Consider the following 26,285-nt stretch of genomic DNA (forward strand, 5'->3'; position numbering starts at 1 on the left):
CTCGCAAATTCAGTACCAAATGAAAACAATCAAAACCGACGTTTAATAAATCAAGTTTCTGCGGCCGCTTTCAATCCGCTCCACTTCGCTCATTCCTCCCGACCCACGTCGAGCCGCGTCCCGCGCCGCGCTGAGCGTCACGAGACGCCTCGCAGTCATCCACCGCCGATGCAATGCCGGCGAGGCCTCCGATGAAGCCGACAAGATCATTTCAAATCCATCACCAAATCATGACTTGATTAACGATAGCGATATGAAAATTTAATCCAACCGGAAATATCTTGTAATTATAAAAACCACCCTCTAGCATGCCTCTGCTGTTCGCGACATGTCTTGTATGGAAGTCTTCACTTGATTCATTCCTCGAACAAACCCATTCATAATCTGGGGAATTACATGAAGAAACTGTCTCGACTGCTGCCCGTCACCGCGATTACCGTCGCGAGTCTCAGCGCTTTTGCCCAGGCCGGCGACCCGTCGGCCGCGGTCGACAAAGCGCTGCAACTGATCCAGCAGAACCCGTCCGCCTTCAGCCTCGCCACCGGCGGCACGGCACGCACGTTGAAGTTCGCGGGGCCGCAGGCGAACGCGCCGGCGGACGGCGATCAGTTCCAGGTACGCGACGTGATCGTCGATCCCGACGGCACCGAGCACGTGCGCTTCGACCGCTTCCACGCGGGCCTGCCCGTGATAGGCGGCGACGTTGTCGTCCATTCGCGCAACGGGCAGTTGAAGCAAGCGAGCCTGACTCAGCCCGCGCCGATCAATCTCGCCGCCACGATCGGCAAGGTCGGAAACCGCGCGGTGGTACGCAACGCACCCGATGTCGGCGCGTCCAGGGCCACGCGCATCGCGGCCGCGCGTTTCAACTCGGACGTACGCCGTGTCGATGACGCGGAACTCGTCGTGTTCGCGCGCGACGTCGCGCCGGCTCTGGCCTACGCGGTGCGCGTATACGGCAAGGCCACCGAAGCGCACGGCGATGCGGTGCTGTACTACGTCGACGCACGCACCGGCACCGTGCTCGACGCGCAAGACCTGATCAAGACCGCCGCCGCGACCGGCACCGGCCGCTCGCTGTACTACGGCAACCTGACGCTCACCACGGACCAGACCGGCACGAACGCGTACCGGATGCTCGATCCGGGCCGCGGCAGCGGATCGGTCTACGACGGCCGTGGGCTGAGCTCGGACGATGTCGAGCAAGCGACCGACCTGCCGATCTTCACGAGCAGCACGAACGTGTGGGGCAACAACACGACGACCGACCGGCAGACGGTCGCCGCGGACATCGACTACGGGCTCGCGTTGACGTGGGACTACTACAAGACCACGCACAACCGCAACGGCATCTTCAACGACGGCCGCGGCGTGAAAAGCTACGCTCACGTGGTCTTCAACACCGGCAGCGGCACGACCGGCGCGAACGCGGCCTGGCTGTCGTCGCACGTGATGGTGTATGGCGACGGCGATCCGGGCACTCGCCTGCCGAAACCGGTCGTTTCAGTCGACGTCGCCGGGCACGAGATGAGTCACGGCGTGACCGAAGCCACCGCCAACCTGAACTATTCGGGTGACGCGGGCGGCCTGAACGAATCGACGTCCGACATTTTCGGCACGCTCGTGAAGTACTACGCGAACAACCCGAACGATCCCGGCAACTACGTGATCGGCGCGCGCGTGGTGAGCGGCGGCCTGCGCAAGATGTACAAGCAGGATCTCGACGGCCGGTCGTTCAGCTGTTACCCGTCCGGCGGCTTCTCGTGGTCGAATCCGCGCCACGATCCGCACTTCACGTCGGGCGTCGGCAACCGCTTCTTCTACCTGCTGTCGGAAGGCCCGTCGGTGCCGTCGACCGACACCGGCCTGTCGAAGGCGCAACTGGTCTGCAACGGCGACACGACCTTCAGCGGCCTCGGCCGCGAGAAGGCCGGCAAGATCTGGTACCGCACGCTGACCGTGTACCTGAACGCCAACTCGAGCTACCCGAACGCGCGACGGGCGTCGATCCAGGCGGCGAACGACCTGTATGGCGCGAACTCGGCCGAAAGCGCAACGGTCGCGCGGGCCTGGAGCGCGGTCGGGGTGAATTGACGGTGCGTGCGTGAACCCGTCGAACGTCGGGCGATCGCGCAGCCGTCCTTCGGTCCTTCGCATCGAAGGCTGGCCGGACGCGGTCACGCGACGTTCACGCGAACGACGGGGACCGTTGCCGGTCAACCGCCTGCGATTCTCGGGCGGTTGATCGGCGGATCATTGCAGAGGCGTCGACGCGGCACCGTGACCGAAGCATCCGCCCAAGCAGACGACACGTTCGTTCAACCCATTGCGCTGCCCCGCCGGCCCGCCGCCCGGCATCGTCCGGGTTCATGCCATGCTGGCGATACGCCGGCAACGCGCTATATTCTCGTCCGAGCAGGACGACGCGCTCGCCTCCGCGGAAGACGCCCGTCCGGCCATCGCCGCATGCTCCGACGTGCTTCCTCACCCAGCGAGAACGAAAAAATGGACCACGCGCAGTACTTCAGCCAAAGCTCGATCCAGGCCGCGAATCTTCGCCTGCACTATCTGTCGCAGTTGCTGCGCGAGCAGACCGGCTCGATCGTCCAGTACGGCATCCTTCGCGGGTTTCCGATCGGCTTCAGTCACTGGGCGGAAGTCGCGGTCGGCGGCTACCTGCTCGGCACCTATGAAATTGCCGTCTGCGCGATCCTCGAGGCGCTCGGGTCACCCGACAAGGTGCTGGTCGATCTCGGGGCCGCCGACGGGATCTTCGGCATCGGCCTGGTCCGGAACAACGTCTTTGCCCGCAGCCTGTGCTTCGAGATGGACGAGCAGCGCCGCCAGGCCATCCAGCACCGCGCCGCGGAGATGGGGCTGGCGGATCGCGTCGCGGTCTACGGCAAGGCCGATCGCGACCTGCCGGCGATCCTGTCGGAGCACGGCGGCGCGCCGGCCGAACGCGTCATCTTGTGCGATATCGAAGGCGCGGAATTCGACCTGTTCGACGACACGCTGCTGGAACAGCTCTCCGGCAGCCACGTGATCATCGAGATCCACGATTTCCTGCTGTCCGACCCGGAGCAGGCCGCCCGCGCATTCGACGAATTGAGCCAGCGCGCGAGCCAGCATTTCCACGTGTACGAGATCCGCGACGGATTGCGGGACATTCGCAATATCCCGCTGCTGCGCCACTGGTCGGACTGGGACGCCTGGCTGATGTGCGTCGAGGCGCGCTACCGGATGATGCGATGGCTCTGGCTCGAACCGAAAAGCGAGCCGCCGCGCGTCGCGCAGGACATCGATCGCCTGATCCTCGACTACCAGCGCCGGATCTTCGCCGCCTGACGCATCCGCGCCGGCACGTATCGGCCTACTGCATGCCCGGCAGCCGCGGCATCACGCGTGTCGCACGACGATATCCCACGCGGTATGGCATGCCTGCCCCGGCAACGTGAGCGCGCTCAACACGATGCGGTCGCCCGGTTGCGTCGAGACGCTGATCTTGTACGGCGCCTGCAGCGAGACGCTTTCGCCGTTGCGCGCCACATGCGCCCGGGGCGCCGACGGCTGGCCGCTCAGGTGCGACAGCCCGATGTCCAGCACCGTCCGTTCGCGCGTCACCTCGAATTCGACCGTGTGCGCCGCCCATGCATTGAGCGCACTGCCCTGCGGGTGCCGGAACGACGCTCCCGCGGCGAGACGCGGGACATCCGGCAGCACGTCCTCGTGCGCGGCCACGAGCGCCAGCCCGTTGGCGGCCAGGCGTTCGAACGGAAGCGCGTCGAGGGCGGCCGGCTGTTCCCGCATGCCGGGTTCGGGCGGCAACGCGAACGCCTGGCCGAGCGCGATCGCCTGCTCGGCATCGCGAGACAGATATCGCCAGTGATTGAGGAAGCGCACGTCGCCCGTCATGTGCAGGCCGCGGATCGGCTTGCCCTGATGCTCGAGCAGGATTTGCACGGCATCGAAATCGTGCCGCTCGTGAAGCCCCCATTTCGTGACGAAATTCTGTTCGCAGCCGACGAGGCGAACCTGCCCCAGCCCGCCCCACAGATGCAGGAACGTCGTATCGAGCCCGTGGATCCCGGCGAAGTCCAGGCCGATGCGTCCAGCCTGCTCGCGGACATACTGCGCAAACCGCGCCCACGGCGCTCGGCCGCCCACGACGAGCCCCGCCTGCAACGGATGCCCGACCCGATCGAGTACGTCCTGGACGCACTGACGAACCAGCGCGTCCCGCCGCTCGCCGATGATCGGCGACATCACGAACGCGCAGAAGTGGGCATCGGGCGCGACGTGCAGCAGATCGTCATCGGTCGCGACGTCGAAGATATCGAATCGCGGCCCCGGGAACCAGATATCGGCGTCGTAGAGCGCGAGCGTCTGCAGTTCCGGATCGGCGTCGAAGACCGCGGCCGCGGAGATGTAGCGATCCCACGAAAGGTCGCCGACGCCTGCCCCGGCATAGACTTCGATACCGTTATCGCGCAGCCGCTGCTGCTTGTCGGCGGACAAGCCGTAGCCGATGACGCCGATGCGCCCGCGGTAGTCCGTCGCGCGCAGCGAGACGATGAACGGAATGACCATCTCGTACCAGGCTTGCCGGTTGTCGTCGATCGCGAAGGCGACGAGATGGCGGCGGCTGGTCTCGTTGTTATCGGACGTGTTCATGCGTGTGGTGGCGAAAAGGTGGCGCGTATCGAGTCAGTCCGGCTGCAGGTTCTTGCGCGCGAGACCGGTTGCCGGGCAGCAATCGAATATTCGTTATCGTCATACGATATCGCGGTGAATCCATTTCAGCAGCTTCGTATCGACACATCCGTTCGCTCGACAAGCGATGTCCGATTGTAATGAAGAACGACGGATTCCTGAAGACGCACGCCGGTGCGTCGTACCCGGCCCGATTGCCCGACGATCACGATCGCGCCGGCGCCCGATGCAGGATGAAAATGCTGCGGCGCCGGGCATTTGTTAAATAGCTTGAATGACCGACAACCGGCCGGCAATTTGCCTTACCATCCGGCCGTCATCCTCGCCGATGCCGCCCACGGTCGACCGGCCGCGGGCGCCGGCCGTGGAGTTTTCCCTCGGCAGCTCGACCGCGTTGCCGATTTCATTCGAACGCCAGGACCGATCATGTTCCAGTCCCCGGGAGATTCATTCGTCAGCGGCTCGTTGCTCGGCCTGTGCGTCGAGGTGCCGCTCGCCGCGCTGGTTTCGCTTGCCATGCACGGCGTCGACTGGAACGGGCAGCGCATCGCGATGCTCATCGCCACGCCCGTGCTGATCGCATGCATCGCGCTGCTCACCCGCCCGGTGGCGCTGAGCACGATCTGGAAGCACAAGCGCTCGCCGTTCGTGCTCGACGACAATGTTCGCGCGTCGATTTACGGCCGGCTCAGCGGGATCGCGATCGGGCTGGTATTCGGCATCATGGTCGCGACGACGTTCTCCTGATTCCGCCGGGCCCGTCGCATCGCCCGTTCACATGAGCAGCGCCCGGCAGCGGCGCGTCACCCCGCCGCAACCACCGAATTGAACGACGTATCCCACAACGGTGCGACGTTGGCCGGCCCGTCGAGTACGCCGATCCGGGTAAACACATCGGCGACCTGTTGATGCTGCGCGACCACGTCGGGCGTCACCGGCAGTAGCGCGAAGTCTTCGCTGCGCTGGTCGAACATCGCGACGAGATCGGCAACCGGCACGCGCGTCTCGCGGTTCTGCGCGAGCGCATAGTCGCGGAAGCGCCCGTTCGCCCACGCATACGCGTGCCGGAACCGCAGCAGCAGATCGGCGGTGGCCGCGCGCCGGCGCGCATCGTCGAGCACCCGGGAATTCGCGTACACCGGAAAATTTCCCGACAGATAGCCCTTCCCCGTCTTCAGCACGCGCGCGCCGTAGCGATTGCGCGCGAGCTGGCCGTTGTAGCCGTAGATCGCCCACGCGTCGATGTCGCCGCGATCGTACGCCGACAAACCGTCGGTCGGCGACAGGTTGATCGGCTGGATGTCGTCGAAACCGAGGCCGGCCTCCGTCAGCTGACGATACAGAAAATAGTGCGACGTCGTCGCACGCACATAGCCGACGCGCTTGCCCTTCAGCGCCGCGATGCTGCGGATCGGCGTGTCCTTGCGCGCGAGCGTGACCTGGTTGTTCAGGTCTTCGCGCACCCGCGAAATGAACCGCACGTCGGCTTTCTGGCGCGCGGCGAACACCGCGGGGATTTCGCTGCCCGAACCGATATCGAGCGCATCGGCATTGAGCGCCTCGATATGCAGCACGCCGTTGTTCAGCTCGCGCCAGTCGATCCGGTACGGCGTGTCGCCGAGCCCGGCAGCCTGCAGCAGTGCGCGCCAGCCGCCCTTGTAGGTCGCGACGCGCAACGTCGTGCCGGCGAGATCGGTGTTGACGGCCGGCGCCGCGAACACGGACCTCGCGGCCAGGGGTGCCGCCACTACCGCGGCGCCGGCGAGCAGCAGGCGGCGGCGTGACGCCGAGATTGACGACATCGGGTGCTCCTGTCGATTGAATGGGTTGCCGGAACCGGCGTGTCAATGCAGCGCCGGAAATCCGTGGCGCTCGGCCAGCAGCTCGAGAATGCGGCGCGCGTCGGTGACGAAGCGCACGTCGCCGAGCGTCTGCGCGTCGTCCGGCGCCGGCTGGTCGCGGCCGAGCACGAGGACCGGCAGGCCCTGATGGGTATCGTCGAGCGCGTCGATCACCGCGGCCCGCGGCCGCTCGAACCCGACGCGTTTCACGTCGAGGCGGCCGGCACGATCGGGCGCGCTCGCCAGCAGTCCTTCGATCGACAGTCCATGCGGACAGACGAAGCGTTGGCCCGGATGCTTCGGATCGGCAAAGCCCGGTTCCAGCAGAAACAGTACATCGCGACTCATGTCAATCGGCTCCCATGTTCGTTGATCCACCCGGCCGGGACGCATGCACCCGTGTGCGCGTCGATTCCCGGCGCATGCCGGCCCGCGACCGGATGCCCGACTCTACCGTCACGCGTCGTGCGGCCCTACCAACGTTTTGCGGAATCGATATGCGGGACCGCATAGCGCATCGGTGCTACGCCGCCTAGCGCGGCGTTGCATAAAAACATCGCGGTCGGGTCTGCATATATTGCGGATATCGAACGATTTCATCGATCGATATGACATCGCGCATGGGTTGCCGCTGCCCGCCGTATGCGGTCCAGGCGATGTGTTCGCCGCAGCATGCACGCCGGACGCGATCACGACGGACATGCCGGGCCGGCGACCCTGCACATTACAAATCGGCCGCGCGACGATTTACAAACCACGGATCGACCGTTCGTCGGCGCGGCCGTCGTCAATAGCATCGTGATCCTCACGGACGTACCCATAAAAAACAGAGGATAGCGATGATCAAAAAATCGGTAGTACTGGGTTTGGTTTCGATCGGTTCGGTCAGTGCGTATGCGCAGAGCTCGGTGACGTTGTACGGCGTCGTCGACGCCGGCATCGCGTATACGAACAACCAGGGCGGCGCGAGCAACATCCAGCAGACGAGCGGCAAGCTGAGCGGCAGCCGCTGGGGCCTGAAAGGCGCGGAAGATCTCGGCGGCGGCCTGCAGGCGGTCTTCACGCTCGAAAGCGGGTTCCGGCCGAGCGACGGCGGCCTCGGCCAGGGCGGCCGTCTGTTCGGCCGCTCCGCGTACGTGGGTCTCGCCAAGTCGGGCCTCGGCACGCTGACGTTCGGCCGCCAGTACGAGCCGATCACCGACCTCGTCGCGCAGTACTCGGGCGCCGGCTTCTGGTCGCCGGCCACCCACGTGGGCGACAACGACAACCTGAACCAGAGCTTCCGGCTGAACAACGCGGTGAAGTTCCGCAGCGACACGATCGCCGGCTTCACGGCCGACCTGCTCTATGCATTCAGCAACCAGGCGAACGGCGGAGCGGGCACGGGTTTCTCGAACAACAACGCCTGGGGTGCATCGGCGAACTACGTGAACGGCCCGCTGTCGGTCGGCGGCGGCTACGTGCGGTTCAATCACCCGAACGCGACGTCGAACACAAGCGGCGCGGTGGGCGGCGCAACCTCGACCACCGGCAACGACTACAGCGGTGCATTCTTCTACGGGCTGAACGGCGGTGTGCTCAAGCAGCAGATCGGGGCGCTGGGCGCGAACTACGCGCTCGGCCGCGCGACGGTCGGCTTCGCCTGGAGCCACACGCAACTCGACTATGTCGACGGCTCGTCGCGCAAGTTCAACAACTACGACGTGAACGCGCGCTACCAGATCACGCCGGCCGCCACGCTGATCGGCGTCTATACGTTCACCGACGGGCGCGCGAGCGGCCTGCCGGGCACCGGCGGCCAGACGCTGAAGCCGCGCTGGCACCAGTTCACGCTCGGGTTCGACTATGCGCTGTCGAAGCGCACCGACATCTACGTATCGGGCATCTACCAGCTCGCGGCCGGCGATGCGAGCACGGCCACGTCGGGCGGCTATCGCAAGATCGCCGCGATCTCGAACATCGGCAGCGCGTCGTCGACGAACCGGCAGCTCGCGTTCGTCAGCGGGCTGCGCGTGAAGTTCTGACGGCACGCGTATCGGGGGCGGCGCGATAAGCAAAGCGGGATTCGTTGTTTGCCGCGCCGTGCCCGGTTGCCGAGAATGTGCGTTTCGCCGCGCGAGGCCGCCTGCGTGAACGCCGAACCGGACGGGCGTCGCGCCCGTCGCCGTTGCCCGGCGCGCGCCACCCTCGCCAGGAGCAAGCCATGAGCGACACCTCCCTTGCCGCCCCGCTCGCGCCGTCGCCGTTCGTCGACGTCCGTTCACCGGCGGATTTCCCCGACAGCCCCGTGTCGCGAGCGCTCGCGCAGCCGCTGATGCTCGGGCTGTTCCTGCCGATCCAGGCCGGCGGATGGAGCGCGTCGACCTTGCCGCGTTCCACCGACTGGACCTTCGACTACAACGCCGATCTGGTCGCGCGCGCCGAGGCACTCGGCTTCGATCTGGTGTTCGCACTGTCGCAGTGGCTGCCGAAAGGCGGCTACGGCGGCGTGTTCGACGGCCAGGCGCTCGACTCGTTCATGACGCTGGCCGCGCTGACCGCGCGCACCGAGCGGATCATCCTCGTCGCGACGACCCACGTGCTCTACGGGCCGTGGCATCCGCTGCATTTCGCGAAATTCACCGCGACGCTCGATCACATCTCGCGCGGGCGCTGGGGCATCAACGTCGTGACGGGTCATCGCGCGATCGAACACGAGATGTTCGGCTGGAACCGGATCGAGCACGACCGACGCTACGAGATGGCCGCGGAATTCCTCGATGCGGTCCAGCAGTTGTGGGCGCAACCGGACAACTTCAGTTATACGCCGGCACTGTCGAACTGGCGCCTGGGCGGCGCATTCGTGACGCCGAAGCCGCGTTACGGCCGCCCGTTGCTGATCAACGCAACGGGCTCCGACGCCGGCATCGAATTCGCGGCGCGCTATTCGGACATCGTGTTCGTCACGAGCCCGGCCGGCCCCGACGCCGAACGGGCGATCGACGCGCTGCCCGCGCATACTGCCCGCGTGAAGGCGGCCGCTGCCGCACGCGGCCGGACGATCCGCACGCTGCTCAATCCGCTCGTGATCTGCCGCGAGACGGCGGCGCAAGCGCGCGCGTACCGCGACGCGATCGTCGCGCACGCGGACGAAGGCAGCTTTCACCGTTTCGACAGCGACGCGCATGCGTGGCGCGGCGGCTTCGACCAGCGTTCGCAGACGGCCGCGCGTGCGATCGGCGGCAACATCTCGATCACCGGCTCGCCCGACGAAGTCGCCGACACCATCGTGCGGCTGCACCGCGCCGGCATCGACGGTATCCAGCTGAGCTTCTACGACTTCAAGCCCGACCTCGACTTCTTCGGCGAACGCGTGCTGCCGTTGCTGCGCGAAGCCGGCTTGCGGCGCTGACGTCCGGCCGCGGCAGCCGGCCTGGTGCGATCAGAACACGCGCCCTTCGGTCAGGTGCGTCGTCACGCCGTTCAGTTCGTAGTCGCCGATCACGCGTGCCTTGTGCAGCAGCGGGTTGTGACTGAAGATCGTGCGCAGGTTGCGCCAGTGCCGGTCGAAGTTGTGCGCGCGCGCCGTCGCCGACGCGCCGCCGACTTCGAACAGCCGCTCGGCCGCATGCAGCGCGAGCTTGCTGACGATCAGCTGCGTGCGCGCGGTCGCGAGCGCGCTGTCGAGCACGTGCGCATGCGCGTCGGCGTCGCCCGCTTCGATCGCGTCGGCGGAGCGATCGAGCGCCCGCGCGTTTTCGCGCACGAGCGCGTCGATCGCGTGGCTGTGCGCGGACAGCTCGCCGACGACCTGCTGGACGAAATGGTCGTCGTGCGCGGTGGGCGCCGGGCTGTGCAGCGCCGGGCGTCCGTGCACGAGCACGTAGCGACGTGCATCGGCCACCACGTTGCGCACGATGCCCGCCGCCGTCGCGACGAGATGCAGCTGCCGCAGCGCGCCGCAATGGCGGCCGACGAGCGTCGACCCGTCGCGCGCGGTCACTTCGTCCGCGAACACCTGCACGTTGTCGAGCAGCAGGCTGCCGCTCGCCGTCATGCGCTGCCCCATCCCGTCCCAGTCGTCGAGCACCTGCACCCCGTCGCGCGCGACGGGAATGATCACGGCCAGCGCGTCGCCCTGCTCGTTTTCCACGTTGATGCGCGCGAAATCGGCAAACGCGGTGCCCGTCGAATAGTATTTTCGTCCCGTGACCCGATGGTGATCGCCGTCCCGGCGCAACACGGTCGTGTTTTCGCCCGGCCGCGACGTGCCGAGCTCGGTCGACGCGCCGCCGAAGATCGCGCCGGCCAGCACGCGTTCGAGCTGCACGTCGTTGAACGGTGTGCGCGGCGACAGCCGCAGCGTCTCGGTCTGGTCGTAGTGAATGCGCAAGGCGTGCGCGAGATTCGAATCGGCGGCGGCCAGCGTCGCGATCGTATCGAACAGATCGACCAGCGTGCCGCCGAGGCCGCCGCGTGCCACCGGAATCCGCAGCGCGCCCAGTGCCGAGCGCCGAAAGATCGCGAAACCCTCGAACGGCAGTTCGCGGCGTGCCTCGCGTTGCGCGGCATCCTGGCCGATCGCGTTCGCGAGATCGGCCAGCGTGGCGAGCGCGTCGCGCAACGCGTCGCGTGGATCGACGGCATCACGGGCAGTCATCGGGAAAATCCTTGTGGGAGGTGATCGGGTGCGTCGCGGCGAAGTGCGATCGCGGCATCGCAAAGTATAGGGACGCGTCCCGCGCACGTGAAAAGCCGATTTCAGCTTTTGTTATGCGTGCGCCGGGAATGGTCGCGCATGGCTGCCGTGTCGGCGCCGGATGGGCCTGCGACGCACGGTCACGATGATGCCCGCGCACGAAACCATCCGCTCGCGGCGCGCAGAGACAACGCTCAGCCCGCCGCGCCGTTCCAGCAGAACCCGTGCGCCGACTCGCCAACCCGGCCCGGGCCCGAGCGGTTCCCGGCGCTCGCTCCGGCGTCAGCGGCGTGGCGCGAAGGCGTCGACACCCGTCAACGCAGCGGACCACCCCCACAGACGTTCAGCGTCCTCCCGATCGATCGCGTGCGGTCGCACGCCCGACTCCTCGTTGCCGCGCGTCACCACCGCGATGTCGCAATCCTCGCAGTAAACGCCGCCGATTTCGGCGAGGCGCGGCGACGTTGCGGCCCACACCTGCGTCGCCGCGCCCTGCGCCGGCGTTTGAAAGTCGGGTCGATCGGCACGCCGTGCTCGTCCACCCAGCCCTGCGCCATCATCTCCTCGCGGGTGAGATGACGTTGCAGCGACGTCGCGATCTTGCCCGGATGCAACGAGTAGGCGCGGACGCCAAACCGGGCGCCGAGCGCGTCGAGTTGCACCGCGAACAGCGCATTGGCGGTCTTCGACTGCGCGTACGCGAGCCATTTGTCGTAGCCGTGCGCAAACTGAACGTCATCCCAGCGGATCGGCGAAAGCCGGTGCCCGAGCGACGACACCGCGACCACGCGGGCGCCGTGCCCATGCGCGAGCGCGGGCCACAGCCGGTTGACCAGCGCATAGTGGCCGAGATGATTGACGGCGATCTGCGCTTCCCAGGCGTCGCCGACGCGCGTCTCGGGGCACGCCATCACGCCCGCACTGTTGATGACGATATGCACGTCGCGCCGCGCGTCGACGAACCGCGCGGCGAATGCGGCCACGCTCGCGAGATCGGCGAGGTCGAGTGCCGCGCTCTCGACGCCGGCCATCCCGCGCGTCGCGTCGCGCGCGGCATCGGCGCTCCGCGCGCCGACGATGACCTGCGCGCCGGCCTGCGCCAGTGCGCACGTGGTCTCGAGGCCGAGACCCGAATGGCCGCCTGTGACGATGGCGGTTTTGCCTCGAAGGTCGAGACCGGCCAATACATCGCTCGCCGTCGACGCGGCGCCGAATCCGGAATGAAGGGGGTGTTGCCTGCTCGTCATTGAAGGCTCCAGGAATGATACGCACGGCACGCGGCCGCCCGCCGGTCACGTCACCGCACGAGCCCATTCTCGGGGCACGCACCCGGACTGTGAATGCAATAGAATCCGGTTTTTCGTCGAGATCGTCCGGGAGTTGCGCATGGATCCGCTGTCGGAAGTGCTGTCGCTGCTGGAAACGCGCGATTCGTTTTTCACCGGTCTGCGCGCCGGCGGTGCGTGGGCAGTCGCGATTCCGCCGCCCGACGGGGTCAAGTTCAACGCGGTGGTCGAAGGAAGCTGCTGGCTGACCGTCGACGGAGCGGGGCCGCCTGTCCGGCTGCGCCCGGGGGACTGTTTCCTGCTCGCTTCGCCGCGCGCGTTTTCGCTGGCGAGCGATCCCGCGCTCGCCCCGGTGCCGGCCGCCGACGTCTATCGGAATGTCGAACGCGGTATCGCGCACTTTGGCGAGCCGGCGGATTGCTTTCTGATCGGTGGCCGCTTCGTGTACGAAGAAGGCATGCCGCTGCTGCTCGGCAGCCTGCCGCCCGTCGTCGTCGTGAACGGCGGCTCCGAACAGGCGGCGGTGCTGCGCTGGGCGCTGCAGCAACTCGCGCAGGAATTCGGTGCGTCGTCGCCAGGCGGGTCGCTGATGGTCCGGCATCTCGGACACATGATGCTGGTGCAGATCCTGCGGCGCTATGTGGACGACGGTGCGAACGGCGATGTCGGGTGGCTTGCGGGGTTCGCGGATTCGCGGGTGAGCGCGGCGCTGGCCGCCATTCACGCAGAGCCGGCGCGACGCTGGAGCGTCGACGCACTCGCGGCCTGCTGCCACGTGTCGCGCTCGACGTTCGCGCTGCACTTCAAGCGACGGCTGGGATTCGGGCCGCTCGAATACGTGCTGCGCTGGCGGATACAACTTGCGATGCGGGAGCTGCGACGTTCGAACGTCTCGATATCGGCGATCGCGCAGCGGCTCGGCTATGACTCGGACAGCGCGTTCGGACACGCATTCAAGCGCATCGTGGGTTGTTCGCCGCGCGCGTATCGGCATGGTCCGGCCGACGGGTCGGGCCGCTAGCGCCGGTCGCCTCTGCGTCTGTTGGCGCCCGCGAATGGCCTCGGCGGCACAGCCGAAGCGGCACTTCCGCCAACGGGATTCATTTACATCAACGACGTCAGGATAAGTATTCTTATCACAACACCATGATTAGATAACCAAACTCGCATTTACGAGAACGCCCCGCATGCCGCGAGGCGCCCCGCTCAACGTCCGATCGGCAATCCGGTCGGCTCGATCCAGCCGAGCTTGTACGCGATCAGCAGCGACAGAAACAGCGTGACCGACAGCCCGACGCGGGCCGCGAGCGACCACGCCATCCGCTTGGATTTGCCGCGATCGTGATTCATGAAATACAGCGCGAAGATCAAGCTCGCGATGATCATCGCGAATGCCACAGAAACCAGCAGGGTTTTCATTGCTGTTGCCTTTGAAGATCCGAATCGGCCTGAATCAGTTCGGCCAGTTTATTCCGTTCGTCGGCGATGCCGCCGACGCCTGACGCGGGCCAGTCCAGCGCGACCCCGTTGCCCAGCGAATCGCGCACGAGCGCCTGGTAGCGCCGGTCGTTGAGCCGGCCGTGATCCATGGCTTCCGAGATCTCGCGCCGGAACGGCAGCGGGAAACTCGCGTAGGCGCGCGACAGCGCCGCATATTGTCTCGCATCGATCTCTTTCGACGATGGTATGACAGTCCAGAGCACCACGGCCACGATGGCCGTGAACGGGATCGCCGTGTAGCGAAGGATGAACTTGATCGGGGTCATGAAGCGGTGGGTCGAAGGAATCGCAAACGCGGGCCGCGCGGCAGCGAAGCCACAGGCCGGTCGTACCGGGCATATTGTACTGAAAGCCCCATCCGGCTAACAGAGTATGATAATGACATTATCATGTTCATCACATGATTCGACAGACCCGGTCTCCGGCGCAGGCAGCGTGCCCACCCTGCCGCCCGGCGCCGGCTTTCCCGTCCGTGCCCGCGATCCGCGGCGATTGAGCGAAACCCTTATGCCAGCGCAGTACTTTCGAAACCTGACCGGAAAACACCGCAGCGCGACCGCGAACCGTCAGCTCGGGTTTTCGCTGGCCTTCGTCGCCGGCGCGGCCAATGCCGGCGGCTTTCTCGCGGTCAAGCAGTACACGTCGCACATGAGCGGCATCGTGTCCGCGATCGCCGACCAGACGGCGCTCGGCGACGTCCGGCTGGCCCTGGCCGGCATCAGTTCGCTGGGGTCGTTCCTGTTCGGCGCCAGTTGCTCGGCGATCCTCGTCAACTGGGGGCGCCGCCGCGGGCTGCATAGCCAGTTCGTGCTGCCGCTGCTGGTCGAGGCCGCGTTGCTGCTCCTGTTCGGGCTGCTCGGCAGCCACCTCGCGCTGTGGGAAACCTTCTTCGTGCCCGTGACCGTGACGTTGCTGTGCTTCATCATGGGGCTGCAGAACGCGACGATCACGAAGCTCTCGGGCGCTGAGATCCGCACGACGCACATGACGGGCATCGTGACCGATCTCGGCATCGAACTCGGGAAGCTGTTCTACTGGAACCGGTCGGCCATCGACGTCGACGCGCATGCGGTGATCGCCAACCGTTCGAAACTGAGGATTCACGCGATGATGCTCACGTCGTTCTTCGTCGGCGGGCTGGCCGGCGCGATCGGCTTCAAGCATGTCGGCTACGTATCGACGGTGCCGCTCGCCGCGGTGCTCGTGATGCTCGCGATCGTTCCCGTGATCGACGATCTGCTCGCGCTGCTCCGCGGTAGCCGCTGATCGGCCCCGAGGCCCTCGTTCCGGCGGCGGCACCGAAGTCGGATCGATTATAATTTGATTAACATACCGACCACGCTCGACCCGTCATGGAAACGAAAACCGCCCGCCTGACCGTCCTGATCGACCCCGCGAAGAAGGAAGCCTTCGAAATGCTCTGCGCGGAGCAGGATCTCACGCCGTCGCAAGTCGTGCGGCAACTGATCCGCGACTATCTCGACCGGCACGGCGTCACGTACAAGACCAAGAGCGCGCTCGGCAAGCGCGTGAAGTAAGCGCGGCCACACCGGCCGCGCCCGCGACGGCGGTCACACGCCGGTCATGCGCCGATTTCCCATCGCCCGCGCGCTTGCGCGCGCCGCGTCAGCCGCCGCGGATCGACGTTCTCCCCTGCCTTCATGCGCCTCGCCGTGGCCGCCAGCTTCAGCGTGCCGGCCTGCTCGCACGCGAGCGCGCGTTCGAGCAGGATCCGCAACGACGGCAGCCGGGTGTCGTGCTTCCATGCGAACGCGACGAAGTTGTTGTCGTCGCCGCACGGCACCAGCGTATACGACGCGCCGAACACCGTTCGCAGGTGCTCGAGATGCCGCGGCAGCGCCGGATCGTCGTCCATCAAGTTGATCGCCAGCACGCCGGTGTCGCCCAGGCGCGCGCGGCACGCGTCGAGGAAGGCCGCGCCGGTACACCGGCCCGGCGTGCCGTCGGCGACGAACGCGTCGTGCAGGATCACGTCCGTCCGGACGTCCGCCCGGTTCACATGATCCGCGCCGTCGGCGCATATCACCGAGAACCGTGCATCATCGGCGGGAATCCTGAATATGTCGCGCAGCGCGATCACGTCCGGATTGATCTCGACCGCGTCGATCGCCGTACCGGGCAGGTGCCGGTAGCAATATTTCGCGAGCGAACCGCCGCCGAGCCCGAGCATGCAGATGTGCGCAGGCTCGGGCTGCAGCAGCAGAAAGCCCATCATCACGCGCGTATAACCGAGCTCGAGCCGCACGGGATCGCGCAGCGACATGAAGCTCTGCGTCGCGAAATGATCGAAGTGCAGCGACAGCGCATGCCGTGTCTCCAGCACGAACGGCCGGCCGTCGTTCAGCGGCGCCGCCAGGAATTTGACGAACGCGTCGTAGGAAGCTGGATCGTCGATCATGGGCGGGCAATCGGGCGAAAACGGCCGGGCGCGACGTGCGCTCAGACCTTCTTCAGGTAGCAGGCCTTCAGCATGAAGCCGCCCATGTCGGTCTTGCAATCGACTTCGTGATCGCCGCCGACGAGCCTGATACTCTTCACCTTGGTACCCATCTTCAGCGTGATCGACGAGCCCTTCACGCGCAAATCCTTGATCAGCACGACCGAATCGCCGTCCGACAGCACGTTGCCGTTCGCATCCTTGACGACGTCACCCGCCGGTTCGTCGAGCACTTCGGCACCCGCCGACCATTCATGGCCGCAGTCGGCGCAGACGGTCAGCGTGCCGTCCGGGTAAGTGTTTTCCATCGCGCATTGCGGGCAGGCGGGGGCGGCGTTCATTGCAGCTTCCATTCGGGAGGAGTTGGATCGGTCAGGAAAATGCCGGGCGGGCAGGTTGCGCACCCGGCCGGTCATGCAACCGGGACACGCCTGCCAGGGACGCGGCAGGTCGCCATCGGCGCACACGACATTATAATGCAATACACATATTCTGACCGATGCATTATAATCCTCGACTTCACGATATTCAGCGAACTTGAAGGCAGCTTTACTGAGGATGTCTGCAAGTTCGCACCGGATCGCGCGCCGCGCTCCCGCGGAAAACCGCGAAAGCCCGGCCCGACGGTGCACGCCGCACATCGATCCCGCCCCCGTCCGGAGGATTTCCAGCATCGTGGCAACCGTTGTGTACGTTCAGATCGGCTCGGCGTGGAACCGCAACCGCGGTGCCGCCGCCCGCGACGCAACCGCCGACGCAGCGCGCCGCTTCGAAAGCGACATCCTGCTGATCGCGAACGGGCTCAGCGGGAACGCGAAGGACAGCGCGGCCATCGCGTCGCTGCAGGTACACGGCGGCACGTCGGCCCAGGTGCTGGCCACCGGGCCCGATGAAGAAGCCGCGCTGCACGCGCTGCTGCCGCTGCTCCAGGCGCGCTGATGCTTGCGCCACCCGTCTCGCGGCATTGCGCCGCGCCCCCCGAATCTCCACTCCCCGAGGAAGCGATGAGCGATACCGACATGTCCAACACTCCCAACCTGTCCGCCTCCGCCATCTGGGCGCTGGAACGCCTCGCCGATGTCCGCTACGGACGCGATGCGCCGGCACTCGGCTGGTCGATCGCGCGGGAGCTCGTCAGCGCCGGCTTCGTCAGTCATCCGGTGCACGGCCGCTCCGGCGCGTCGATCACGGCCGAAGGGCGGACCTTCCTGAAAAGCCGGAAATAGGCCGCCGCCCGCGAGCGGCCTTGCCTTGCACGGGAGGAGCCCGATTGCCGGTTGCGGCCGCACGGGGTTCCACGGCGGGGATGCCCGCGGCCATGCGGATTGCCCGTTGCATCGGGCAACAGCGGCTGCGCGACGCCGCCACCGCCGCGCAGGGGTTTTGATATGATTTCGGCGCCTTGACGGCCTGGTTGTTCTGTTCAACCCTGTTCCGGAAACCTCGATGCCGCCGGTCTCTTCCCCGCCCGTTCTCGACACGCCCCGCCTCGTCCTCGAAGGCCATCCGCTCGGCGACTTCGACGCGCTTGCGGCGATGTGGGCCGAGCCGGCGGTCGTCGCGCACATCTTCAACGGCCAGCCGTCCGCGCCGCGCGATTCGTGGATGCGCCTGCTCGCGTATCGCGGGCTGTGGCCGCTGCTCGGCTACGGCTACTGGGCGATTCGCGAGAAGGCGTCAGGGCGCTATGTCGGCGATCTCGGCTTCGCGGATTTCCACCGGAACATCGAGCCGTCGGTGCGCGGCGTGCCGGAAGCCGGCTGGGCGCTCGCGAGCTGGGCGCACGGCAAGGGCTATGCGACCGAGGCGCTCGCGGCCGCGCTGGCGTGGCTCGACGGGCAGCAGCGCTTCGAGCGCAGCGTGTGCCTGATCGCGCCGACCAACGTCGCGTCGATCCGCGTGGCGGAGAAGGCCGGGTATGGCGAACCGGAACGTATCCGCTTCAACGACGCCGATTCGTTGCTGTTCTCGCGCAGGCGTCGATAGACGCGAATACCGCGTTAATCCGGCGGCCGCCTCACTCCGCTGCCGGTTCGTAGAAATGCCTGAAAAGACTGTCGTCCATCGGCCAGCAGTTTCCGCATTCATCGAGCAGGATCCAGTCGCCCGGCTTCACCGTGCGCCAGCCTTCCGGCGTCGCGATGGCCCAAACGCCGTGACGGCTCTTCACCCGGTCATGATCGCCGTCGGCGAACCACCGTGTTGCATCGACATAACTGGTGCGTTTTCTGAATCTCATGCCATTCCCAAAGGAAGCGAATATCCGCTTCGTGTTGCCGGACGGGAAACGGATCGGGTGCCCGCGCGGAAAGCGCGGCTCGAGGCGGCGGTGCCGCCTTCGGCGCGATGATCCCCGCGTGGATTTCGTGTGGCGCGACCCGGCTCCCCGCCCCGCGCACCTGCAACGAATCGCGATCCGTCCGGCGCGCGCGACAGGTGCCGAAATTGTAGGGACGGATACTCGGCGACATTGGTAATATTTTGTAATGATATGTCGAGTAACCTTGCCTGGCCTCGGTTTTGCCCATACAGACGACGGTGGGAACAACGGATTTTCCGCAAACGTTTTCGTCTGAAGGATGCCCGATCACGCATCCTCGCCGGCCCCGCGCCGGCTATCGCGCCGACCGTTTCGGCCAAACGTGCGTCTGCACGCCGACAGCCATTCGCCGCTTCGCCAGGCAGCGGCGGTCCCCCCATCGATACGCTCACCGAACGAATCAGATTTCGTCACATTCCGTCGGAATGTCGCGCAGTACCATGCACGTCGCGTCGGCTACCCCGCGTTCGGACTGGGCCTGACCGCTCGCCACTTTCCCGTTTCCCCCCTCGTTCCGCGATGCCCATCCGAATCCTGCTCGTCGAAGACGACGTCCCCCTGTCCGCGCTGATCGCCGACTATCTGCGCCAGCATCATTACCAGGTGGACACGCTGTCCGACGGCACGGGCGCGGCGACGACGATCATCGCGAGCCGCCCGGACCTGGTGCTGCTCGACATCAACCTGCCGGGCAAGGACGGCTTCGAGATCTGCCGCGCGGCGCGCACGCAATACGACGGCATCCTCATCATGATGACGGCCCGCGACGAACCGTTCGACGAGTTGCTCGGCCTGGAACTGGGCGCCGACGACTTTCTCCGCAAGCCGGTCGAGCCGCGCATCCTGCTCGCGCGGATCAAGGCGCAGTTGCGGCGGGCACGCCCGCAGCCGGCCGACCGCGGGCCGGAATCGCCGCAGCGGTTCACGTTCGGCAAGCTCTCGATCGACCGCACGGATCGCCGCGTCCACCTTCCCGACGGCAGCGTGCCGCGCCTGACGTCGACCGAATTCGACCTGCTGTGGGCCCTTGCGTGCCGCGCCGGCGAAGTGGTCAGCCGCGCCGACCTGACGTTGCTGCTGCGCGGCATCGCGTTCGACGGCCTCGATCGTTCGATCGACGGCCGCATCTCGAAGCTGCGCCGCAAACTGCGCGACGACGCGACCGAGCCTAAACGGATCAAGACCATTCGCTCCAAGGGTTATCAGTTCAGCAAGCACGCGTGGGAGTGACGCGGTGCGTGTGCAAACCTAACGTGTTCGTGCTGCGACGGCTCCAAGCGCCGACTTCATGCAGCGCATCGGCGGCCGTGAACACGGTGCGGCCGAACCGTTCGGTCGGAATGCGCGACAGCGCCGTCAGCAGGACCGCGAGACTCTGCAGCCCGCTTTGCATGCCCGGCGCGTCGGGCGTATCGGTCTCCGCATGCGGAGACGTCGCGTCGGGGGGCTCGCGCGCGGTCGTCGGCACGCCTCCACTCGATACGGTCCAGTAACCGCCTTCCACGGTCCGCGCCGCCAGACGGATCGTCCGGCCCCGACGGGGACGAAATGACAAACGCTTGAAAAAGCGGATACCCGACGTCGTCGACGGCAACGCGAGCCTTCTCGCCGGTCACGACTCTTCCGGGCGCGTTTCGGGCCGCCCGCCGGCACCGTCGCGGCCGGCGACCCGCTTCGCCAGTTCGAGATAGTTCCGCGCAAGCTCGCGCAGCTCGTCCTCCGACGCGTCCTCGATCCCGATCAGCTGGTCGTTTGCCGCACGCGTCACGGCGACGAGTTCGTCGAGCTTCAGGTGCAGCGCAACGCTGTCGCGGTTCTGGTTGCGTTGCAGCAGGAACACCATCAGGAACGTGATGATCGTCGTCCCGGTATTGATGACGAGCTGCCACGTGTCCGAAAAATGAAACACCGGCCCGCTGGCGAGCCACAGCGCAGTCACGGCGACTGCACTGCCGAACGCGATCGGCGAACCGGCCCACAAGGTCACGTGCGACGCGAAACGTTCGAAGGCACGCGTGACGGGATGTCTGGCCGGTACCACCCGCCGGTCGGCCGCGGCTGCGCCGCCCGCATGCACACTTGCTCGTGATGATTCGTTCGATTCGCGCATGGCGCCTCCCGGACAAGACTGTCGGTCATGGCGCGAGCAGGCACGGGCCGCGAGCGCGCGGCTGCGGCGCGGCCCGCATGCGAGCGCCATCGCCGAGCGAGCATTTCGTGTGCCCGGCAGGTGCCGTCCCGCACGCGACGACGCCGCGCTCAGTCCCGCAACACCGCCACCGCCTTGATCTCGACGATGTAGCCGGGCGAGCCGCCCAGCATGTGCGCGCCGACCGCCGTCCATGCCGGTTTCGGATCGGCGTGCAAATACCGGTCGCGCACCTGCATGAACAGCGGCAAGTCGCGCATGTCGGTATGGAACGTCGTCAGGTCGACCACGTCGCCGAACGATGCGCCGGCCGCCTCGAGCACGAGCCGCAGGTTCTCGAACGCCTGCACGATCTGCGCCTCGCGGCCGTCGACCGGTTGCATCGCCGCGTCGCGGCCGATCTGGCCGGACACGTACAGCGTGTCGCCGACCTGCAGGCCCGGCGCGTAGCCGATTTTCTCGTACACCGCTTCCATTCCCGCCGGAACGATGGCTTTGCGATCACGCATGGAGGTCTCCGTGGCCGGCGGCATCGCGCCGGCCGTCTGGTTGTCGATGAAAGCGGTCGATGGACGAAGTCCAGCGGCACCCCGCTCAACCCGTATCGCCGCCCGCGACCGGCAGCACCGTGCCGGTGATGTAGCTCGCCTCGTCGGACGCGAGGAACAGGATCGGCGCGATCTGCTCGTCGAGGCTGCCATAGCGCTTGAAGTATGTCGACTCGGTCACCTGCCGCACGGCCTCGGCCATCCACGCCTGCTCCTGCGCGCTGTCGCCGGCCGCATTGCGCGGCACGCGACGCGGCGGTGCATGCGTGCCGCCCGGCGCGGTGGCCACGACACGGATGTTGTGCGCCGCGTACTCCATCGCGAGCGCCGACGTCAGCGCATTGACGCCGCCCTTCGCCGCCGAGTACGGCACGCGGCGAATCCCGCGGGTCGCGTTCGACGAGACGTTGACGATCGTGCCGCCGCCGCGCGCGATCAGGGGCGGCAGCACGGCGTGACAGGTATAGAGCGTCGGCATCAGCGAGCGGCGGATTTCCGCGTCGATCTGCGCCGGCTCGAATTCGGCGAACGGGCGCATGCGAATCGCGCCGCCGACGCCGTTGATCAGGATGTCGATGCCGCCGAACGTCCGCACCGCGCACGCGATCGCCGCCCGCGCGCCTTCGTAGGTTTCGAGATCGGCGACGCAGCCTGCCGTGTCGCCGCCGCTCGCCTCGGCCGCCACCTCGGCGACGAAATCCGCGCGATCGACGAACAGCACCCTGCCGCCCTCGGCCGCCGCGCGCAGCGCGACGCCTCGCCCGATACCCTGCGCCGCGCCGGTGACGACGACGACCTTGCCGGAGAATCGTTGCATGATCATGCCGCCTTTGCCGTGACGTTGGGCGTGAACTTCTCGTAGTGGAAGCTGTTCGGCTTCACGCCTTCGTCGTCGAAGTACTGGCGCACCGCGTCGACCATCGGCGGCGGCCCGCACAGATACACGTCGACATCGCCGTCGTTCAGTGCATCGGCCGGAATGTGCTGCGTGACCCAGCCCTTGCGCGGATGGTCCGACGCGGCATCCGCGACGACCGTCGCGAAGCTGAAGTTCGGCAGCTTCGCCGCATAGGCCTCGATCGCGTCGACCAGCACGAGATCGAGATCGCGCGTCACGCCGTAGATCAGGTGCACCTTCTGCCGCGAGCCGCCGCGCGCCAGCACCTCGAGCATCGACAGGAACGGCGCGAGGCCGGTGCCGCCGGCGAGGAACAGCAGCGGCCGCGCGACGTCGCGCAGGTAGAAACTGCCGAGCGGGCCGTGCAATTGCAGCGTGTCGCCCGGCCGCGCCGATTCGAGCCACGTGCTCATCACGCCGCCGGGAATCTTCTTGATCAGGAAGCTGACCTTCGCATCGGCCGGCGCCGACGAGAACGAATAGGAGCGGTGCTGGCCGCTCGCGGGCACGTCGATGTTCACGTACTGGCCCGGCAGGAACACTGGCGCGGCCGCGCCGACGTCGAGCTCGAGCACGACGGCCGCGTCGTTGTGCTGCTCGACCTTCGTGACCGTCGCGGCAAAGCCGCTCTGGCCGGTCTTGCACGCGACCGACGAGGTCGGCACCGCGATCACGCAATCGCTTTGCGGCACCATCTGGCACGTCAGCACGAGGCCGTCGTCCTTCTCGTCTTCGGTGAGCGCGTCATCGATGTAATCGTCGCCGAGGTCGTAGCGGCCGCTTTCGGCGCGGCACTTGCAGGTGCCGCACACGCCGTCGGAGCAATCCATCGGCAGGTTGATCTTCGCGCGGAAGGCCGCATCGAGAACCTTCTCGCCGGCCTTGCAATCGATGAAGCGGGTTACCCCGTCCTCGAAGTTCAGTGCAATCGTGTAGCTGGACATGGTGTCGCCTCCACTTCCTTTCATCACAAAACGACGGCGTCAGACGTGATAGACGTCGAGCACCTGCCGGATGTAGTCGTTCTTCAGCACGATCTTCTTGTGCGAGATCAGCAGCGCATCGCCCGCCCGGCGCAACGTGACGAACATCGTGCCGAAGAAGTGGTCGGTCACGCGGTAACGATGGTTCAGCGTGTGAAAGTTGTAACGCACGTCCACTTCGTCATCGCGCTCGGCCAGCACCTCGACGTTCGTCACGTTGTGGCTGGTACGCGGCTCGGGCGTCGATGCGCCGCTGCGCTCGGTCTTGATCCGGAACACGCGGTCCTCGAGGCCGCCGCGGTCCGGGTAGTACATCAGCGAGATCTGGCTCTGCGGGTCGTCGGTCGGCCGGTCGTCGTCGTCCCACGCGGGCATCCAGTACGTGACGTCCTCCGAATAGCAGGTCAGCCACTCGTCCCACTGGCGATCGTCGAGCAGGCGCGCTTCGCGATACAGCGTCGTGCAAATGGTCCGGTAATCGAAGCTCATGCCGCCACCTCCCCGCGTTCCTTCTTCAGCGCATCGCGCATCACGTGCACCCAGTGTTCGTGCTGGCACACGAACAGCCCTTCGTCCTCGCTGCGCTCGCCCGAGATGCGCGGGTTCAGCCCCATCTTCGTCGCGTTCTCGTCCGGCCCGTCGACCCACAGCGGCGCGCCGCGCGACAGGTCGTTCCACATCGCCGTGACGCCCGCATAGCCGGCCTGGCACGCGCGGAACTCCTCGAGATCGTCGGCGGTGCCCATGCCCGTGACGTTGAAGAAATCCTCGTACTGGCGGATCCGAAGCGTGCGATCGGTGTCGCTCTCGCCCTTCGGCGCGAAGCAGAAGATCGTGACTTCGGTCCGGTCGACGCCGAGCGGCCGCACCACGCGAATCTGCGTGCTGAACTGGTCCATCAGGAACACGTTCGGGTACACGCACAGGTTGCGTGTCTGGTTCACGATGAAATCGGCCTGCACGTCGCCGACGCGCGCGCGGATCTCGTCGCGATGCCGGTACACGGGCCGCACTTCCGGGTTCATCGTCTGCGTCCACAGCAGGATGTGGCCGTTGTCGAAGCCGTACACGCCCGCGACCGACTTGCTCCAGCTGTTCGCGTCGACGGCCTTGGTGCCGTCTTCCTTGCGGCGGCCCATCGTCGCCGCATAGTTCCAGTGCACGGTGCTGACATGGTAGCCGTCGCAACCGTTCTCCATCTGCATCTTCCAGTTGCCTTCGTAGATGTAGGACGAGTTGCCGCGCAGCACTTCAAGCCCGTTCGGCGCCTGGTCGACGATCTGGTCGATGATCACGCGCGCTTCGCCGAGGTAGTCCTCGAGCGGCAGCACGTCGGGGTTGAGGCTGCCGAACAGGAAGCCGCGATAGCTTTCGAAGCGCGCGACCTGCTTCAGGTCGTGCGACCCGTTCGTGTTGAACTGCACCGGATATTCCGTCGTCTTCTCGTCCTTCACCTTCAGCAGCTTGCCGGTGTTCGAGAAGGTCCAGCCATGGAACGGGCACGTGAAGCTGCCCTTGTTGCCGTGCTTGCGGCGGCACAGCATCGCGCCCTTGTGCGCGCAGGCATTGATGACCGCGTGCAGCTCGCCGGTCTTGTCGCGCGTGATCACGATCGGCTGGCGGCCGATCCACGTCGTGTAGTAGTCGTTGTTGGCCGGAATCTGGCTTTCGTGCGCGAGGTACACCCAGTTGCCCTCGAAGATGTGCTTCATCTCGAGCTCGTACAGTTCCGCGTTCGTGAAGATGTCGCGGCGGCAGCGGAATACGCCGGCCTCCTTGTCGTCCTGCACGGCGGTGGCGAGCAGGTGATCCAGTTCGTTGGTGGGGTCGATCGTGGCGGACATGTTGTCTCCTTCCATGCGCGTGCCGCGTCCTGCAAGCACGCTCGCATCGGTTTCGGTTGAATCTCGCGGAAACCCGGCCGGCGGCGGCGCATGCGCGCCGCGCCGCCAGGCGGTTACGCCGTCGCGGCTGCGCGCGGGCGGTGGACGATCTGGTTGTCCTGGCCCTGCACCAGCGGCGTCAGCACGAAGTTGAATTCGATGTCCTGGTAGGCATCGGCCTTCATGCCGAGCGCCGTGCCGCCGGTCTTCCCGACCACGGGCGGGATCAGCTCCTCGCGCGTCGCGTACGCGAAGTCGTCCCAGATCAGCGGATCGCCGTCGATGTTGAACTGCGTCGTCAGCTTGCGGTGATCGGGGCTGTCGACGAAGAAGTGCACGTGCGCCGGGCGGTTGCCGTGGCGGCCGAGGCCGTTCAGCAGTTGCTGCGTCGCGCCTTGGGGCGGGCAGCCATAGCCGACCGGCATCAGCGTGCGAAATTCGTACTTGCCGTCGGCACCCGTCTTCACCGCGCCGCGCAGGTTGAAGTCGGTCTGTGCGCCGGTCGGGTCGAAGTGCGAATAGAAGCCCTTCGAGTTCGCGTGCCAGCATTCGACCACCGCGCCCGCGACCGGCTTGCCATCGAGGCCCGTGACCGTGCCGTGGATCACGAGCGGGCCCGCGCCGTCGTCCGCGTCGAGATCGATCTTCGACACGCCGTCGCGAACCGGCGCGCCTGCGACGTACAGCGGCCCTTCGATCGTGCGCGGCGTGCCGCCGTCGAGGCCGGCGGCCTGGTCAGCGGCGTCCATCCGGATGTCCAGGTACTTCTCGAGACCCAGACCGGCCGCGAGCAGCGCTGCCTCGCCATCCTGACCGAGCTTGTTCAGGTAGTTGACGCCGGCCCACACTTCGTCGGGCGTGATGTCGAGATCGTCGATCGCCTTGAACAGGTCGCCGAGCAGGCGCAGCACGACCTGCTGCGTGCGCGCGTGACCGCCGGCGCCGCCCGCGTTCGACGCGGCCTTCAGCAGATCCTGCACTTCCCGGGTTTCGAAAACTTTGACGCTCATGATGGTGTCTCCACGTGT

At 66.5% G+C, this 26,285-nt stretch carries 29 protein-coding genes and 1 pseudogene; 12 read left to right on the forward strand and 18 right to left on the reverse strand.

The genetic code is table 11. The features are described from left to right. Window positions 1-396 precede the first annotated feature (396 nt). Window positions 397-2,094, forward strand: a complete 1,698-nt coding sequence (locus AC1VVG_RS32965; RefSeq protein WP_473375722.1) for a M4 family metallopeptidase — start codon at window positions 397-399, stop codon at window positions 2,092-2,094. A gap of 411 nt (window positions 2,095-2,505) precedes the next feature. Further along, window positions 2,506-3,348 carry a hypothetical protein gene (locus AC1VVG_RS32970; protein WP_482837509.1) on the forward strand — a complete coding sequence of 281 codons (843 nt, stop codon included), beginning with the start codon at window positions 2,506-2,508 and terminating at the stop codon, window positions 3,346-3,348. A gap of 51 nt (window positions 3,349-3,399) precedes the next feature. Here AC1VVG_RS32970 and AC1VVG_RS32975 read toward each other — a convergent pair whose 3' ends face one another. Beyond that, the gene (locus AC1VVG_RS32975) at window positions 3,400-4,674 is read right to left on the reverse strand and encodes a hypothetical protein (RefSeq protein ID WP_482837510.1); all 1,275 of its coding nucleotides are present in this window, start codon (window positions 4,672-4,674) and stop codon (window positions 3,400-3,402) included. A gap of 309 nt (window positions 4,675-4,983) precedes the next feature. On the opposite strand from AC1VVG_RS32975, the gene AC1VVG_RS32980 reads away from it, so the two are divergent. Continuing rightward, window positions 4,984-5,460, forward strand: coding sequence for a hypothetical protein (locus AC1VVG_RS32980; RefSeq protein WP_367190728.1), 477 nt, complete (start codon window positions 4,984-4,986; stop codon window positions 5,458-5,460). A 56-nt stretch (window positions 5,461-5,516) separates the two neighbouring features. Here the strand turns inward: AC1VVG_RS32980 and AC1VVG_RS32985 are convergent, their stop codons facing one another. Both AC1VVG_RS32985 and AC1VVG_RS32990 read right to left on the reverse strand, forming a co-directional pair. After that, window positions 5,517-6,515, reverse strand: coding sequence for an ABC transporter substrate-binding protein (locus tag AC1VVG_RS32985; protein ID WP_482837511.1), 999 nt, complete (start codon window positions 6,513-6,515; stop codon window positions 5,517-5,519). A 42-nt stretch (window positions 6,516-6,557) separates the two neighbouring features. After that, window positions 6,558-6,902: a DUF3088 domain-containing protein gene (locus AC1VVG_RS32990; protein WP_049029151.1), complete on the reverse strand. Its 345-nt coding sequence runs from the start codon at window positions 6,900-6,902 to the stop codon at window positions 6,558-6,560. A 491-nt stretch (window positions 6,903-7,393) separates the two neighbouring features. On the opposite strand from AC1VVG_RS32990, the gene AC1VVG_RS32995 reads away from it, so the two are divergent. Then, on the forward strand, window positions 7,394-8,578 hold the full coding sequence (locus AC1VVG_RS32995) for a porin (RefSeq protein WP_034190051.1): 1,185 nt from the start codon (window positions 7,394-7,396) through the stop codon (window positions 8,576-8,578). A 179-nt stretch (window positions 8,579-8,757) separates the two neighbouring features. Continuing rightward, window positions 8,758-9,945, forward strand: coding sequence for an LLM class flavin-dependent oxidoreductase (locus AC1VVG_RS33000; RefSeq protein ID WP_482837512.1), 1,188 nt, complete (start codon window positions 8,758-8,760; stop codon window positions 9,943-9,945). A gap of 30 nt (window positions 9,946-9,975) precedes the next feature. On the opposite strand, the gene AC1VVG_RS33005 is transcribed toward AC1VVG_RS33000, so the two are convergent. Both AC1VVG_RS33005 and AC1VVG_RS33010 read right to left on the reverse strand, forming a co-directional pair. Further along, complete coding sequence (locus tag AC1VVG_RS33005) at window positions 9,976-11,193, reverse strand: acyl-CoA dehydrogenase family protein (RefSeq protein WP_482837513.1); 1,218 nt, start codon at window positions 11,191-11,193, stop codon at window positions 9,976-9,978. Between the two features lie 321 nt (window positions 11,194-11,514). Continuing rightward, window positions 11,515-12,479 (reverse strand): annotated as a pseudogene (locus tag AC1VVG_RS33010) (SDR family NAD(P)-dependent oxidoreductase). A 139-nt stretch (window positions 12,480-12,618) separates the two neighbouring features. On the opposite strand from AC1VVG_RS33010, the gene AC1VVG_RS33015 reads away from it, so the two are divergent. Next, window positions 12,619-13,539, forward strand: coding sequence for an AraC family transcriptional regulator (locus AC1VVG_RS33015; RefSeq protein WP_482837514.1), 921 nt, complete (start codon window positions 12,619-12,621; stop codon window positions 13,537-13,539). A 185-nt stretch (window positions 13,540-13,724) separates the two neighbouring features. Here the strand turns inward: AC1VVG_RS33015 and AC1VVG_RS33020 are convergent, their stop codons facing one another. Beyond that, window positions 13,725-13,937 (reverse strand): twin transmembrane helix small protein, encoded by a 213-nt coding sequence (locus AC1VVG_RS33020; protein ID WP_006489184.1) that lies wholly within the window; start codon window positions 13,935-13,937, stop codon window positions 13,725-13,727. Further along, on the reverse strand, window positions 13,934-14,284 hold the full coding sequence (locus AC1VVG_RS33025; protein ID WP_034190047.1) for a hypothetical protein: 351 nt from the start codon (window positions 14,282-14,284) through the stop codon (window positions 13,934-13,936). The genes AC1VVG_RS33020 and AC1VVG_RS33025 overlap by 4 nt, the downstream gene beginning before the upstream one ends. Window positions 14,285-14,525: 241 nt before the next feature. Between AC1VVG_RS33025 and AC1VVG_RS33030 the strand changes: the two genes are divergently transcribed. Both AC1VVG_RS33030 and AC1VVG_RS33035 read left to right on the forward strand, forming a co-directional pair. Next, window positions 14,526-15,284 carry a YoaK family protein gene (locus tag AC1VVG_RS33030; RefSeq protein ID WP_034190046.1) on the forward strand — a complete coding sequence of 253 codons (759 nt, stop codon included), beginning with the start codon at window positions 14,526-14,528 and terminating at the stop codon, window positions 15,282-15,284. An 86-nt stretch (window positions 15,285-15,370) separates the two neighbouring features. Beyond that, window positions 15,371-15,556: a ribbon-helix-helix protein, CopG family gene (locus AC1VVG_RS33035; RefSeq protein WP_034190045.1), complete on the forward strand. Its 186-nt coding sequence runs from the start codon at window positions 15,371-15,373 to the stop codon at window positions 15,554-15,556. Window positions 15,557-15,600: 44 nt separating this feature from the next. On the opposite strand, the gene AC1VVG_RS33040 is transcribed toward AC1VVG_RS33035, so the two are convergent. Both AC1VVG_RS33040 and AC1VVG_RS33045 read right to left on the reverse strand, forming a co-directional pair. Beyond that, on the reverse strand, window positions 15,601-16,437 hold the full coding sequence (locus AC1VVG_RS33040) for a class I SAM-dependent methyltransferase (RefSeq protein WP_482837515.1): 837 nt from the start codon (window positions 16,435-16,437) through the stop codon (window positions 15,601-15,603). Between the two features lie 41 nt (window positions 16,438-16,478). Then, window positions 16,479-16,817, reverse strand: coding sequence for a zinc ribbon domain-containing protein YjdM (locus AC1VVG_RS33045; RefSeq protein ID WP_367190720.1), 339 nt, complete (start codon window positions 16,815-16,817; stop codon window positions 16,479-16,481). Between the two features lie 334 nt (window positions 16,818-17,151). Here AC1VVG_RS33045 and AC1VVG_RS33050 point away from each other — a divergent pair, with 334 nt between their 5' ends. From AC1VVG_RS33050 to AC1VVG_RS33060, 3 genes are all read left to right on the forward strand, one after another. Further along, a complete protein-coding gene (locus tag AC1VVG_RS33050) occupies window positions 17,152-17,415 on the forward strand; it encodes an HPr family phosphocarrier protein (protein ID WP_034190042.1) in 264 nt (87 codons plus the stop codon). A 65-nt stretch (window positions 17,416-17,480) separates the two neighbouring features. Beyond that, window positions 17,481-17,702: a hypothetical protein gene (locus tag AC1VVG_RS33055; RefSeq protein WP_034190041.1), complete on the forward strand. Its 222-nt coding sequence runs from the start codon at window positions 17,481-17,483 to the stop codon at window positions 17,700-17,702. Between the two features lie 220 nt (window positions 17,703-17,922). Beyond that, window positions 17,923-18,462, forward strand: a complete 540-nt coding sequence (locus AC1VVG_RS33060; RefSeq protein ID WP_482837516.1) for a GNAT family N-acetyltransferase — start codon at window positions 17,923-17,925, stop codon at window positions 18,460-18,462. Between the two features lie 31 nt (window positions 18,463-18,493). On the opposite strand, the gene AC1VVG_RS33065 is transcribed toward AC1VVG_RS33060, so the two are convergent. Beyond that, window positions 18,494-18,715, reverse strand: coding sequence for a hypothetical protein (locus AC1VVG_RS33065; RefSeq protein ID WP_034190039.1), 222 nt, complete (start codon window positions 18,713-18,715; stop codon window positions 18,494-18,496). Window positions 18,716-19,315: 600 nt separating this feature from the next. On the opposite strand from AC1VVG_RS33065, the gene AC1VVG_RS33070 reads away from it, so the two are divergent. After that, a complete protein-coding gene (locus AC1VVG_RS33070; RefSeq protein WP_059561100.1) occupies window positions 19,316-20,026 on the forward strand; it encodes a response regulator in 711 nt (236 codons plus the stop codon). Here the strand turns inward: AC1VVG_RS33070 and AC1VVG_RS33075 are convergent. The 8 genes from AC1VVG_RS33075 to catA all read right to left on the reverse strand — a co-directional run bounded on the left by AC1VVG_RS33075 (window position 20,004) and on the right by catA (window position 26,267). Continuing rightward, on the reverse strand, window positions 20,004-20,390 hold the full coding sequence (locus AC1VVG_RS33075) for a hypothetical protein (protein WP_376698768.1): 387 nt from the start codon (window positions 20,388-20,390) through the stop codon (window positions 20,004-20,006). The genes AC1VVG_RS33070 and AC1VVG_RS33075 overlap by 23 nt on opposite strands. Window positions 20,391-20,408: 18 nt before the next feature. Continuing rightward, complete coding sequence (locus AC1VVG_RS33080) at window positions 20,409-20,906, reverse strand: low affinity iron permease family protein (RefSeq protein WP_049030435.1); 498 nt, start codon at window positions 20,904-20,906, stop codon at window positions 20,409-20,411. Between the two features lie 149 nt (window positions 20,907-21,055). Next, the gene (locus AC1VVG_RS33085) at window positions 21,056-21,454 is read right to left on the reverse strand and encodes a RidA family protein (protein WP_049030437.1); all 399 of its coding nucleotides are present in this window, start codon (window positions 21,452-21,454) and stop codon (window positions 21,056-21,058) included. Window positions 21,455-21,539: 85 nt separating this feature from the next. Then, window positions 21,540-22,316 carry a benzoate diol dehydrogenase BenD gene (benD, locus tag AC1VVG_RS33090; RefSeq protein WP_482837517.1) on the reverse strand — a complete coding sequence of 259 codons (777 nt, stop codon included), beginning with the start codon at window positions 22,314-22,316 and terminating at the stop codon, window positions 21,540-21,542. Then, entirely contained in the window at window positions 22,313-23,335 is a 1,023-nt protein-coding gene (benC, locus tag AC1VVG_RS33095; protein ID WP_482837518.1) for a benzoate 1,2-dioxygenase electron transfer component BenC, read from the reverse strand. The genes benD and benC overlap by 4 nt, the downstream gene beginning before the upstream one ends. A 39-nt stretch (window positions 23,336-23,374) precedes the next feature. Next, the gene (benB, locus tag AC1VVG_RS33100) at window positions 23,375-23,863 is read right to left on the reverse strand and encodes a benzoate 1,2-dioxygenase small subunit (RefSeq protein WP_034190024.1); all 489 of its coding nucleotides are present in this window, start codon (window positions 23,861-23,863) and stop codon (window positions 23,375-23,377) included. After that, a complete protein-coding gene (locus AC1VVG_RS33105; RefSeq protein ID WP_034190095.1) occupies window positions 23,860-25,218 on the reverse strand; it encodes a Rieske 2Fe-2S domain-containing protein in 1,359 nt (452 codons plus the stop codon). Before AC1VVG_RS33105 ends, benB begins: the two co-directional genes overlap by 4 nt. A 113-nt stretch (window positions 25,219-25,331) precedes the next feature. Then, entirely contained in the window at window positions 25,332-26,267 is a 936-nt protein-coding gene (catA, locus tag AC1VVG_RS33110) for a catechol 1,2-dioxygenase (protein ID WP_226253114.1), read from the reverse strand. Between the last annotated feature and the right edge of the window lie 18 nt (window positions 26,268-26,285).

The organism is Burkholderia sp. L-4, assembly GCF_056856535.1.

What these genes read in the sequence shown, in the direction of transcription:
- AC1VVG_RS32965 (WP_473375722.1), top strand. Translation starts at nt 397, where the DNA reads ATGAAGAAACTGTCTCGACTGCTGCCCGTCACCGCGATTACCGTCGCG.
- AC1VVG_RS32970 (WP_482837509.1), top strand. Translation starts at nt 2,506, where the DNA reads ATGGACCACGCGCAGTACTTCAGCCAAAGCTCGATCCAGGCCGCGAAT.
- AC1VVG_RS32975 (WP_482837510.1), bottom strand. Translation starts at nt 4,674, where the DNA reads ATGAACACGTCCGATAACAACGAGACCAGCCGCCGCCATCTCGTCGCC.
- AC1VVG_RS32985 (WP_482837511.1), bottom strand. Translation starts at nt 6,515, where the DNA reads ATGTCGTCAATCTCGGCGTCACGCCGCCGCCTGCTGCTCGCCGGCGCC.
- AC1VVG_RS32990 (WP_049029151.1), bottom strand. Translation starts at nt 6,902, where the DNA reads ATGAGTCGCGATGTACTGTTTCTGCTGGAACCGGGCTTTGCCGATCCG.
- AC1VVG_RS32995 (WP_034190051.1), top strand. Translation starts at nt 7,394, where the DNA reads ATGATCAAAAAATCGGTAGTACTGGGTTTGGTTTCGATCGGTTCGGTC.
- AC1VVG_RS33000 (WP_482837512.1), top strand. Translation starts at nt 8,758, where the DNA reads ATGAGCGACACCTCCCTTGCCGCCCCGCTCGCGCCGTCGCCGTTCGTC.
- AC1VVG_RS33005 (WP_482837513.1), bottom strand. Translation starts at nt 11,193, where the DNA reads ATGACTGCCCGTGATGCCGTCGATCCACGCGACGCGTTGCGCGACGCG.
- AC1VVG_RS33015 (WP_482837514.1), top strand. Translation starts at nt 12,619, where the DNA reads ATGGATCCGCTGTCGGAAGTGCTGTCGCTGCTGGAAACGCGCGATTCG.
- AC1VVG_RS33020 (WP_006489184.1), bottom strand. Translation starts at nt 13,937, where the DNA reads ATGAAAACCCTGCTGGTTTCTGTGGCATTCGCGATGATCATCGCGAGC.
- AC1VVG_RS33025 (WP_034190047.1), bottom strand. Translation starts at nt 14,284, where the DNA reads ATGACCCCGATCAAGTTCATCCTTCGCTACACGGCGATCCCGTTCACG.
- AC1VVG_RS33030 (WP_034190046.1), top strand. Translation starts at nt 14,526, where the DNA reads ATGCCAGCGCAGTACTTTCGAAACCTGACCGGAAAACACCGCAGCGCG.
- AC1VVG_RS33035 (WP_034190045.1), top strand. Translation starts at nt 15,371, where the DNA reads ATGGAAACGAAAACCGCCCGCCTGACCGTCCTGATCGACCCCGCGAAG.
- AC1VVG_RS33040 (WP_482837515.1), bottom strand. Translation starts at nt 16,437, where the DNA reads ATGATCGACGATCCAGCTTCCTACGACGCGTTCGTCAAATTCCTGGCG.
- AC1VVG_RS33045 (WP_367190720.1), bottom strand. Translation starts at nt 16,817, where the DNA reads ATGAACGCCGCCCCCGCCTGCCCGCAATGCGCGATGGAAAACACTTAC.
- AC1VVG_RS33055 (WP_034190041.1), top strand. Translation starts at nt 17,481, where the DNA reads ATGAGCGATACCGACATGTCCAACACTCCCAACCTGTCCGCCTCCGCC.
- AC1VVG_RS33060 (WP_482837516.1), top strand. Translation starts at nt 17,923, where the DNA reads ATGCCGCCGGTCTCTTCCCCGCCCGTTCTCGACACGCCCCGCCTCGTC.
- AC1VVG_RS33065 (WP_034190039.1), bottom strand. Translation starts at nt 18,715, where the DNA reads ATGAGATTCAGAAAACGCACCAGTTATGTCGATGCAACACGGTGGTTC.
- AC1VVG_RS33070 (WP_059561100.1), top strand. Translation starts at nt 19,316, where the DNA reads ATGCCCATCCGAATCCTGCTCGTCGAAGACGACGTCCCCCTGTCCGCG.
- AC1VVG_RS33080 (WP_049030435.1), bottom strand. Translation starts at nt 20,906, where the DNA reads ATGCGCGAATCGAACGAATCATCACGAGCAAGTGTGCATGCGGGCGGC.
- AC1VVG_RS33085 (WP_049030437.1), bottom strand. Translation starts at nt 21,454, where the DNA reads ATGCGTGATCGCAAAGCCATCGTTCCGGCGGGAATGGAAGCGGTGTAC.
- benD (WP_482837517.1), bottom strand. Translation starts at nt 22,316, where the DNA reads ATGATCATGCAACGATTCTCCGGCAAGGTCGTCGTCGTCACCGGCGCG.
- benC (WP_482837518.1), bottom strand. Translation starts at nt 23,335, where the DNA reads ATGTCCAGCTACACGATTGCACTGAACTTCGAGGACGGGGTAACCCGC.
- benB (WP_034190024.1), bottom strand. Translation starts at nt 23,863, where the DNA reads ATGAGCTTCGATTACCGGACCATTTGCACGACGCTGTATCGCGAAGCG.
- AC1VVG_RS33105 (WP_034190095.1), bottom strand. Translation starts at nt 25,218, where the DNA reads ATGTCCGCCACGATCGACCCCACCAACGAACTGGATCACCTGCTCGCC.
- catA (WP_226253114.1), bottom strand. Translation starts at nt 26,267, where the DNA reads ATGAGCGTCAAAGTTTTCGAAACCCGGGAAGTGCAGGATCTGCTGAAG.